At 46.1% G+C, this 9,781-nt stretch carries 5 protein-coding genes; 1 reads left to right on the top strand and 4 read right to left on the bottom strand.

All coding sequences use genetic code 11. The features are described from left to right. Both NDI35_RS04390 and NDI35_RS04385 read right to left on the bottom strand, forming a co-directional pair. A partial coding sequence (locus NDI35_RS04390; protein ID WP_445311647.1) for a DUF4347 domain-containing protein occupies positions 1-3,442 on the bottom strand: 3,442 nt, incomplete at its 3' end. A gap of 333 nt (positions 3,443-3,775) precedes the next feature. Further along, positions 3,776-4,825, bottom strand: coding sequence for a UPF0104 family protein (locus NDI35_RS04385; protein WP_445311646.1), 1,050 nt, complete (start codon positions 4,823-4,825; stop codon positions 3,776-3,778). 384 nt (positions 4,826-5,209) lie between these two features. Between NDI35_RS04385 and NDI35_RS04380 the strand changes: the two genes are divergently transcribed. Continuing rightward, complete coding sequence (locus NDI35_RS04380; protein ID WP_445311645.1) at positions 5,210-7,255, top strand: S8 family serine peptidase; 2,046 nt, start codon at positions 5,210-5,212, stop codon at positions 7,253-7,255. Between the two features lie 139 nt (positions 7,256-7,394). Here the strand turns inward: NDI35_RS04380 and NDI35_RS04375 are convergent, their stop codons facing one another. After that, a complete protein-coding gene (locus tag NDI35_RS04375; RefSeq protein WP_445311644.1) occupies positions 7,395-7,874 on the bottom strand; it encodes a hypothetical protein in 480 nt (159 codons plus the stop codon). 177 nt (positions 7,875-8,051) lie between these two features. Then, entirely contained in the window at positions 8,052-9,722 is a 1,671-nt protein-coding gene (locus tag NDI35_RS04370; RefSeq protein ID WP_445311643.1) for a glycosyltransferase family 39 protein, read from the bottom strand. Positions 9,723-9,781: the final 59 nt, after the last annotated feature.

The raw sequence follows: 9,781 nt of genomic DNA, 5'->3' as shown, positions 1-9,781 counted from the left end.
GAGTCGGTGGAGTTGGCGTCGGAGTTTCCGCAGGAGTCGGCGTCGGAGTCGGCGTCGGTGGAGTTGGCGTCGGAGTTTCCGCAGGAGTCGGCGTCGGAGTCGGCGTCGGTGGAGTTGGCGTCGGAGTTTCCGCAGGAGTCGGCGTCGGAGTCGGCGTCGGTGGAGTTGGCGTCGGAGTTTCCGCAGGAGTCGGCGTCGGAGTCGGCGTCGGTGGAGTTGGCGTCGGAGTTTCCGCAGGAGTCGGCGTCGGAGTCGGCGTCGGTGGAGTTGGCGTCGGAGTTGGCGTTGGTGGAGTCGGCGTCGGAGTTGGCGTCGGTGGAGTTGGCGTCGGAGTTGGCGTTGGTGGAGTTGGCGTCGGAGTTTCCGCAGGAGTCGGCGTCGGAGTTGGCGTTGGTGGAGTTGGCGTTGGTGGAGTTGGTGTCGGAGGTAGTGGGTTGACGGTAATATCCACACGATCGCTATCGGTTTGAGCACCGCCTAATTCTGGAGCTCCGCGATCGTTTGTCGTCAAAGTCAGCGTATCCGTTCCAACAAAGTTTGGATTCGGCGTATAAGTTAAACCCTCTAAAGCAGCATTAATATCAGCCTGTTTTCCCGTATAAATGAGGCTGTTGCTGCCATTCCCCGATCCCGTTAAACCTGTCAGCGAATTGAGTGTAAGAGTGCCGCTGGTAACGCTGAGATTAACTTCCACCGACTCGCTATCTGAATCTGCTACAGAGATACTATTGCCGTTGCTAGCAGAGAAGATGCGAGGAGTATTTTCAGTAGTCGTTTCTTTGCCAATATCAGTAGTGATGTTGAGACTCCAACTAGCAATACTTCCCGGATTAGTAGCACCGGATGCTCGACCAAACTCTTGGTTTGCATCAACTGCAAACAATTTCCAAGTGCCGTTGGGGGTAGTTTTGTTAAAAACAGAAAGAGTCGAACCGTAAGGCCCTTCTGGTGCGCCTGTCGGTGTCTCTCCAGTGAAGGGATAAATATCCCGAAAACCGATTACCGAATAGTTACTCGGTTTGTAGTTGCCTGAATCAATAATCGGCAAAGTAGTAGGGTATGGCTGACCAAGAAAAGCAGCCGCATTATCATCGAAGTTCAGCGTGATGTTGTTAAGTGGTGCAGATCCTACGTGAGACATTAACACCACATTTTGCCCATCTGGGCCAACTAGCAAGAGGTTGATTACCTGCGATGCACCATCCCAGCCATTAAAAGTTTGGACATTGTTGAGAGTGGCTGTAACGCTGTCTACATTTCCTGTCACATCTGAAACATTGATCTCAGACGGATAGGGGGTCGCTAAAACGTTATATACCAAGTCTCCGCTGTTGATGGTAATGTTATTCGGGTTAGTTGTAGTGGTGGTTGTTCTTCCCGGTACGGTGTTGACTGGTGCTTGATTGCGAAGAGAAAATTCCGAAGTATCGCCTGTAGTTGTGTTAGTAGCAGTAGCGGCGAGAACCGGTTTGCCTGCTACTGGAGTGTAGGCGAAGTTGATATTAGCATTGCCAGCACTATCTGTCGTAACGTCTTGGAAACCTATAAAAGTTTCACCTTGACCTGCCCCTGCGGGGTCATAACTGGTATTTGCAAAGAATTCGACGCGGAAGTTAGCGTTAGGAGTGCTGTTGAGAATGCCGCTAACTGTGTTGCCGCTAACTGAGGTCAGAACCGGGTAATTTTGCAGGTTGTTGCTGCCTGTATCCGCATCGCCCAAATCGTTGGGAGTGATGCCAGTATTGCCGATTAAGTCAATACCTAATCGTTGGTTATTAAAAATGCTATTGCCTTGAATAGTGTGGCTGCCGGGTGCATTAATTTCAATGCCACTCCCTTTATTGTTAGCAATGACATTCCCTTCTCCGGGTGCAGTTCCACCAATGACAACATTATTATTTGAATTTCGATCCAGGATCAGAATGCCATCACCCTCGTTGCCTAACGCTATTGTCCCCGTGGCATCAGTACCGATGTAGTTACCAGTAATTGTGGTATTTGTTACTGCTATCTTCGCAATAAATATGCCTCCTAAAGCACCGTTACCAGAGATGACGTTGCGCGAGATAATAGTGCCTGTGACAGGGCTGGTGGTAGGATTCGGCACAAAAGGCTTGTTGTCACTATTTATTCTAATGCCGCCCATAGTATTACTTACAGCAGCACTACCGCTCATATCAGTGCCAATGTAGTTGTCTTGAATAGTATTGTTATTAGTCTCTACCCAAATGCCAAAGCCACCGAAGAAGCTTGCATTTTTTCCAAATCCATTAATAACTAATCCTTGAATGGTGCTGCCGCTGGAATCTTCCTGAGCGCCAACAAAACTCTTGCTCAATTCTATACCATTAGTACCAATATAGCTGCCCTGGCCGCCAGATTGTACTAAACTGCCATTGAGTTCGATAATTGGTTTGCCTGCATATCCGGGTTGAGATTTCCCGTCAATAATAACTGGGCTGGTGATGACAGGTAAGGCGTAATTGAGAAGGGTAATCGTATGAGGCCCAGGGCCGGGAATCTCAAAGTTAATTGTGTCTAATCCGGGATTGAAATTAGCTTGGGTGATCGCATCTCTTAGAGAACCTGTACCGCTATCATTGGTATTGGTAACGATATAGGTAGCCAAAACAGACGCATAATTTTGCATCGCGTTTGACTCGAATGCTAAGGGCGATTTAATCTTGCCGATTTTTTCTTCTAGTTCCCAGTTGCCACCTAATTTTGCACTCCCTGTGAGATGCTTGGATGCGGCGATATTTGCACCAGTGAGGGATGCAATGCGGTGGAGGAATTGGACACCATTTAAGGCTGGTTCATCGAGTCCGTCGGGGGTGTCAACCCCCGTCTCATAGCAACAGTCTTCTAAGGCTGGTTCATCGAGTCCGCCGGGGGTTGAAACCCCCGTCTCATAACAAAAGTCCTCTTTAGAGGACTGTTTAATGAAATTGTTTTTAGTCGGTTTCAACCGACTTTCGCTTTGAGACAGGGAATAAATTCCCTGGTGGACTTTCTGACAAGCGGGGGATGCTGCTGCTACATTGCAGCCGTAAATCAGGATGTCTGCATCCAGAGTTAAAGCGCGTCGCCATTGCTGCAATTGCTGGCTATAAGCTTCTAGGTTATCGACAGACAGTCGGGTTTTACCGAGTTGCAAGCTTCCTGGTTCGCCGTGGGAAACTAGATGAATGCTGTCAATATTAGTGCGATTCGCTAACACTTCGCTAATTTGTTCGACTCCATCTCTGTGCGAGTCGATAACTATTGCTTCTACTCCCGATTTCACTCCATCTAGGAGTGTTTGATAGTCTGCTACTGCCGCATCGATAAATACTATTGTACTGGGGTTATTGGGCCGATCGCTCTTTTCCCCAAAACTCCCCTTGTCGGCGTTGATTTGATTCGGAAGTTCGATCGCTCCTGCTGATAAAACTGGTATCATGGCTGTGTACCCTATAGCCTAAAGTTAACAATTTTTCATAAATCCAGGACAAGCACACGGGAACTAAAAACAACCGTTTTCTTCACCGTAGAAATACCTAAAATTGTCGATTTTATGAGAGCAACTCGGTTTGTTTGCAGGTCTTAGATCTATTGATTCAGACTCTATTGTTTGTGGCTTTTTTTCTGATCAGCCTAAACAAATGAGTTGAGATTTTTTTTATTGAGTCCAATATACCCAGCATACGTACGTATGCAAAAAAAATTAATAAAAATACATATTTTCGAGTCCTGCTAATCGGGGCAAGTCCGCTGGCCTCATATATTTTCCCACTCACCGACTGTGCCGATCGCGCTGCCGATCGAGCTTTGCTAAAAATGCACCGGAAACATCCCCCAGAATGCTAATTATCCGATACAAAGCCACGGCACCCAGAATTATACCCGTAGAAAAGCGATCGGACAGCAGGGCGATCGCCGTTGCTTCAAATACTCCCATTCCCCCCGGTGCTCCCGGCACAACTAAACCGACAACAAACGCAAAACAAAAAGCACCGAACAAGTTGGGAATATTGCTAAATTCCACCGGAGTTAAAACCATTACAGTTAGCAAAAATCCGCAGCCCCGCAATCCGATAAAACACATTTGTCCGATTAACGGCACTAAAGGATAGCGTTTAATTGGCAAATTAATGTGGCCGCGGGACTTGACATTCGATGTTTTTTTAGCTATATTTGAGGTAGACTCTACACGAAAATTCAGTTCCTCGCCCGCAGCCTCCCCAGTCTTTGAATTTTCCCCATTATTCTTTGATAACTTCAACCGCTCTACAAAGAGAACGATCGGATTTAAAATGCGGGGATGAATCGCCGTTAAAATAGCAACACAACCGACAATCCGCAAAAACCAATTGAATTTGTCAAAACAAATCAACCCAATCAGCACGCCCGCAGAAGCCATCAGCAGCGGTTCCAGCAACACGCTGAGAGTAGCAGCTTTCGGGAAAATCCCTGCCTTTTTGGCGTCCAATATTCGACCCCAAAAATGCCAAATGTTCCCCGGTAAATACTTGGCAATATTAGTTTTGAGAAAAACTTGAATCGCCCACGCGGCAGTTACAGGTTGGCGGAATTCCCGCAAAATCAACATCCACACCCAGCCGACAAAAATTAGAGACAATAAAGTGACGCCAAGGGCGATCGCCAGTAACGGAAAACTTTCGGCTCGAATTTGGATATTCGCGACTTCTCGCCAGTGAGTTAAAAAAGCTTTGGCAATAAATAAAAAAGTCCCGCCCAAAATCAAATAGCGCAAATAAGGCTTTAAATGCGACTTCGCGATCTTCAAACAATTCTGAATTCGATGCAAGTGTTGTTTTCCCATTTTCTGATCCCGATTTTGAATTTGGGATTAAGTTATACTGTTTTAGATTTTATATTTAAGATGGGCAAAGGCGGAATTGTGGTTTATTTACACGACATGAGATGACGGAATAAATCTGTTTAACCTTAAATCTTGCACCCTTGTCAAAAACGGGCAAGATGCCCATGCCACAAAAAATGAATTTTCTTGTGGAACAGGCCGGAAAGCCTGTTCCTAAACAAGTAATTGAGAATGGTGGAATATCTCAGTTTAACCTAACCTATGCAGACCTCTACAGACTGTGCGTAATGCCCGCCTTACACACTATTTAGGGCGTTTTTAACCACAAATTTAAATTTAAAATCTAAAATTTAGATCCATATACCTCGCTAGGAGTACATTTCTATGCCCGGCCCGAGCCCTGACGGTCTTTCCTATCTTTTAGATGATAGCCCCAATAGTTTCGCCTTGACTCCGGGCTTTTTGACTCCTTATCCTAACGGATTTTTTGCCCTCGGCGGCAACGATTTTATTATCGGTTCGTCGGATGCCGAAATAATTAGCGGTGATAATGGTAACGATCGCATTCTCGGCGGTGGCAATTCCGATACCCTGTTAGGTGGTGCGGGCAACGATTTGCTTAACGGTGGTGCCGGCGCAGACTTCCTGTTTGGCGATGCCGACAGCGATACCTTGCAGGGAGGTAAGGGAGATGACGCCCTCAACGGTGGCGACGGCAGCGATGTTTTAGTGGGGGATGGCGGCAAAGATACGCTGACAGGCGGTTTGGGCCCAGATACCTTTGTCCTCCGCACCGACTCCGCAGTCTCCGATCCGGCTACTGCTGATGTTATTACTGACTTTAACAGTTTTGTGGATTCGATCGGCCTGACTGACAACCTTACCGAAGCTGACTTGATTCTCGAAGAAATATCGATCGCCCCCGGTATTTCCAATACATTAATTAAAATTCGCCAATCCAATGCTATTTTAGGCTTGGTAGCCAACGCATCTCCACAAGACCTCGCCGATACATTCATCTCTGCAACTACCGTATTGGGCAACCAACTCGATCAAGCTCGCGATTTAGGCGTTTTGGGCGGCACTCAAACGATCGCAGACTCGGTTAGCAACGCCCGGCCAGACGGCCTTTACCGCTTTACTTTGCCTGCAACTAGCGACTTTAAATTAACTGTCAGCGGTTTGACGGCGGATGTTGACGTTGCTCTCATTAAAGATCTTAACGGCGACAATTCTATTGACTTCACCGATATTATTGCTTCTTCTCAACAACCGAATTTATCGCCAGAGTCGATCGACATCGACGATTTAGCCGCAGGAACTTACTTTGTCCGAATTTATCAATACCAAGGCAGTACAGATTTCACCCTAAATCTGTCTGCAACTCCTGCAACTGTTTCTCCTAACAATCCGAGCAACTTGCAGGGTTTTGACTCTCGTTTTGGGTTCGGTTTGGTGAATGCAGCGGCAGCAGTTGCTAAAGCTCAAGGTACTGCAACTTTTCCTGATGTTCCCGATTTGGGCGGGGAGGATTGGGGCAGAGATTTAATTAAAGCTCCAGAAGTTTGGGCCCAGGGATTGACTGGAGACGGAATTGTGGTGGCAGTTATTGACAGCGGAGTTGACTACAATCACCCGGATTTGACGGGGAATATTTGGAGTAATGCGGGGGAAACCGGTGTTGATGCGATCGGTCGCAATAAAGCTAGCAACGGGGTTGATGATGACAACAATGGGTTTGTTGACGATTTCCGGGGATGGGATTTTGTCAACAACGATAATGACCCGATGGATGATAACAATCACGGCACTCATATATCGGGTTTAGTTGCTGCGAAAAAAGATGGGGTTGGGATTACTGGAACGGCTCCGACTGCGAAGATTATGCCTTTGAAAATACTCGATAGGGCCGGGGTGGGTAAAATTCGGGATGAAATTAATGCGATTAATTATGCGGTGGCAAATGGAGCGAAGATTATTAATGTGAGTTTGGGCGGCCTACAGTTGAATGCTCAAGAATTGGATGCGATTCGAGCGGCGGAAGCTCAAGGCGCGATCGTGATTTCGGCGGCAGGAAATGATGCTCGCCCACAAGTAGATTATCCGGCTCGGTTTGCCAATGAGGTAGGAATTGCTGTCGGTGGTGTTACCCGAAATGGCTTGTTTGCGGATTATTCTAACCGGGCGGGTGCGGAGACAATTAATTATTTTGTTGCTGCGGGAGGCGACGCTGGTAGGGCGGATTCGGGTGACATTTATTCAACTGTGCCACTTTCTCAACCGGGGATTCCCTATCGATATTTTGCGGGTACTTCAATGGCAGTGCCACAAGTATCCGGCGTGATAGCTTTAATGTTACAAGCTAATCCGAGGCTGACTCCTGCTGATATTAAGAGGATTCTTGCGGAAACTGCGAATCGATCGGTTTGAATTTGATGCAAGTGCGATCGATCTACAATCCTCAATCTTCTACCAATTATTAAAAGCGAACCGTGGGGACAGGGCAATGCCGTGTCCTACTCCCCGCGCCGCACAGGCAATGCCGTGTCCCTACTTTTGGGAATTGGTATTAAAAATTGGCGGCGTAAGTTAAGTCAAATTGGCGGCACAGAGTGATGCAGCAGTAGCTTGGTCGATCGAATACTAACTCGTAATTCATCTGACCGTCTATTTTGGTAATCGGCTGCTTTAAGGGGATGCCATGAATGTCGTATTGGCGGCGTTCTAAGGCACTCCAGTCGATAATTTTGAAGTCGATTTGGTTCTGCAACTCAGTTGCGATCAGATATAGGTGCATCTTGTCTTGAACTTTCCCAGTCAGGGGAACTTTTATTAACACTGACTGGGTGACGAGGGGTTTTTGGTCGTTGGGATGCTTCTGGGTGTGGCAGCTTTTGAGTTCTATATCGTAAGGTTCTACCTTGAATTTCTCTCCACTGGCGATCGCAGATGAGTGCAAATCTTGCAGGCACTTTTCTAGGTGAGGAATCAGCCCCAAGTCTGGATCGCACAGCAGTTTACGAATGTTGGAGGTTTCAGTGACTGTCATTTGAGATTTTTGATGTGATTTTTTGATTCTTAACTTTTAGCTTACCACTAAAAGCAAACCTATCGAACTCTACTTGCGACATACTTCCAAAAATGCCGTTCATGGCCAGTATGTCGCATTGAATAATACATTTATTTTTGGGCAGCAAACTCGTGTTTTTTGCCTTAATGTTTTAGATTACTTTTTGGTAATTGTCCATAAATTAAGCTCGACATTAGTGGCAGCCAGATCTATTTGATAGTTTTGTTGCTGAATTGCCGATCGCAAAGTAGAGGACGGTCTGTATAAAAACAACTCACTGAAACCGCCGGGAATTTGCGGGGGTTGGGGTTTTTTCTTTGCCAATTCTCTATTTTTGTAGCAAGAAGTGTAACAGCGGGGTTCTATTAGCAGTTTGACTTTTGGTTCTAGGTAATAACTTAAAGGCATGATATATGCGATATTGGCATCGCTGATAATTAGCGGATTGCTGGCTTGATTGACATTCGCAGCTACTTCCAAGGCACCCAACCAACCGCTGCCTTTATTCCACCAAATGTCTGCTTGAGAACTAACTCCACCGGATATAATACCTGCGGAAAAAACTGCAACTATAACGATTTTCCACAGTTTTTGCTGTTTTAAGTGCTCCCAATTGTTACTAATTTTTGCAGACAGCAGGTAAGCCACTGCTAGCTGAATTCCCACATAACAAGGAACTAAATATCGCGGATTTGCCGATCGCCTTCCACCCTTGATTAGATCAGGTACTGCTAAAAACAAAGCAGTTGTTCCAATTAATAACAATACAATCAACCACACTCGCTTTGGTGTTTTGCGGCATAAAAAATAAAGGGCATAGCCGACCAAAGCTAAAATCATGATACCAACTGGAATTAGCAAAGCTAGTTGTGTGGTGTTGGCAGTTCCATCAATGCCTATATCAAAAAATGCTATGGTGACGGAACCAACCCACCTGCTTACTAAGCTTAAGTAATTTGTTTGTTCTGCCCATGCTGTTGTGCTTCTAACTTGATTGAAGTTTTCTACAGTATTTACCAGGGAAGGCATGAAGCCGCTCAAAGCGATTAAAGATGCTACATAATAGGAAATGAATGTTTTCACATCGCGCCAGTTGGCAATAACTGCAACGTAAATTGCGTGGGCGGCAGCGACGCAGACAAATAACAAGTGTGTGTAAAATCCCAGTGTTGTTGTGCCTGCATAAAGCGCCCAGGAAAGAACGAGGGCGACAGCATTTTGAGTTGACTCAGGGCGCATTGCTCGCAGCAAGGCTGCACTGGATAAAATAGTAGTTACTGTCCACAAACTGTACTGTCTTGCTTCTTGGGCAAATATGATGTGGTAGGGAGAAATTGCGAAAATTGCGATCGCCATCCACGCTACGGCTGAAGATTCAAATAACTCCCAAGCCAGCCAATAAATTGCGGGAAATACTAGCAGGCTAATCACGGCGGCCAAACTTCTCATTGCTGCAACGGAACTGCCGAACCCTTGCGCCCAATATCGCGCTAGTACGTAATACAGAGGGGGGTGTTGGGGGTCTTCGGTTGCTAAAGAATTCAGGGTATCCCTTAAAGTATTTTCGGAATTTATCTGCTGATATTTTTGTAAATCCGCAGGCGAGGTTATTTTCTGATACGAAATTTGTTTGATTATTTCGGCTTCGGTGTAGCCCGAAACTCTCAAAGAAGTATATGTTTCGTCTATCCAGTAAAATTTGCGATCGAGATTGGCGAACCGAAATAAAATACCTATGACTAATACGGCGATAATTAAAAATCGCAGCCACTTGTCAAGTGAAGGGTTGTGAGAATTTAGTGGATCGCGATCTTTCGTAGATTCCATTTTATAACTAGCTAATCTGGCACAAATTTTTTCTGTCACCCCACCCGTAAGGTGCGCTA

It is taken from the genome of Microcoleus vaginatus FACHB-2002, assembly GCF_040004035.1.
Lineage (GTDB): Bacteria > Cyanobacteriota > Cyanobacteriia > Cyanobacteriales > Microcoleaceae > Microcoleus > Microcoleus vaginatus_C.
The sequence above is the reverse complement of the archived record's forward strand: the minus strand, read 5'-3'. Positions and strand labels throughout refer to the sequence as shown.

Excerpts from the sequence above, each read along its gene's own strand:
- NDI35_RS04385 (WP_445311646.1), bottom strand. The coding sequence starts at position 4,825 with ATGGGAAAACAACACTTGCATCGAATTCAGAATTGTTTGAAGATCGCG.
- NDI35_RS04375 (WP_445311644.1), bottom strand. The coding sequence starts at position 7,874 with ATGACAGTCACTGAAACCTCCAACATTCGTAAACTGCTGTGCGATCCA.
- NDI35_RS04380 (WP_445311645.1), top strand. The coding sequence starts at position 5,210 with ATGCCCGGCCCGAGCCCTGACGGTCTTTCCTATCTTTTAGATGATAGC.
- NDI35_RS04370 (WP_445311643.1), bottom strand. The coding sequence starts at position 9,722 with ATGGAATCTACGAAAGATCGCGATCCACTAAATTCTCACAACCCTTCA.